Below are 1,218 nucleotides of genomic sequence, written 5' to 3'. Positions count from 1 at the left end.
GTAAATATGCCGGCTCAACCGGTATACAAGGAATCCGAACAGCCTGAAGTAATGGCAAATACACGTAAAACAAAAAACCCATTACTAATCACTGGTATAGTAGGAGCACTTCTCTTATGTGGGGGTCTGTTCTTAGGGCAGGCAATAAGCGAATTAAATAGTAATCATGTAGTAAAAGCTAAAGCAACAACAAGTACTAATATAGAGCAGGAACCATCAGCTGAAGTCCAAAAACAAGAAGCAATAATAACTTTAGAAGAGCTATTACAAGAAAAAAATTATGATAAAGCAATGGCACTATATAAAGATGATGATAGCCTAGTAACTATTGAAGAAACCCTTTTTCAAAACAAGGATTTAGCTTCCTTAATGACGTTCAATAAAGCATTTGATGGGGATACAGTATACGGAAAAATTGATGAAGCGATTCTCTCCAAGAATGATCAAAAGGTAACAGATTTATATATAAAGATGTCCAAGCAAGAAAAAAGGAATTTAAGCAAGGAGAGAAAAGCTGACATAGCACTATCCCTTTATCAAAGGGAAGAGAATAAACTTGCAACAGAATTACTTAGCAAATAAAAGTAGTGTTTTTTTACAGTTAAAGAAACATTGTTTCATCGCAAGAAAAGGTGGGAAAGCATTATGGCTATAAAGAAAAGAAAGTACTTATCCCATAGCTATAACTATAAAGTGGATGGGGAGGAACTTCCCGAAAAAAACAGCAAAATAAATATAAAGACGTTGCTGGTTTCTATATCAGTAGCGCTTATTGCGTTTTTATTCCTTAATTTCGTTGTAGTAAGCTTTTCTAATGTAATGCAGAGTATAGCAAGCGTGGATAAGGAATCATCAACCACTTTCGATATATTTCAGATAGGGATAGAGGATGATATTCACTTAATGAATGCCTTCAGTACTCCATTGGATTGGAAAGTAAATTTTATGATATTGGCCGTGGATCTCCTTTTAGGAACTTTCGTTTATTCAAAAGTTAATTATAAGAGTGAAAAAGAAATTGCCTATGGACAAAAAGGGGATTCCAGATTTACGAAAACTATTGAGATTGAAGAACAATACAAAGGCATTCCAGAAAAGGAAAAAGAATTTGAAGGGATAGGTGGTATCCCTATATCCCATTATAAAGACAACTATTTTATTGATACGGATACAGTTAATACTTGTATTTTAGGGGTTTCTCGTTCGGGTCAAGGGGAA

At 34.3% G+C, this 1,218-nt stretch carries 2 protein-coding genes; both read left to right on the top strand.

Going from position 1 to position 1,218, the window contains the following annotated elements; all coding sequences use genetic code 11:
• The coding region (locus tag AC0B9F_RS38240) for a hypothetical protein (protein ID WP_472010430.1) at positions 1-582 on the top strand (582 nt) is incomplete at its 5' end.
• A 63-nt stretch (positions 583-645) separates the two neighbouring features.
• Positions 646-1,218: hypothetical protein (locus AC0B9F_RS38235; RefSeq protein ID WP_472010428.1), on the top strand; the 573-nt coding region annotated here is incomplete at its 3' end.

Source organism: Streptomyces sp. NPDC097129, from assembly GCF_055668065.1.
This window is presented reverse-complemented; position numbering and strand designations above follow the sequence as displayed.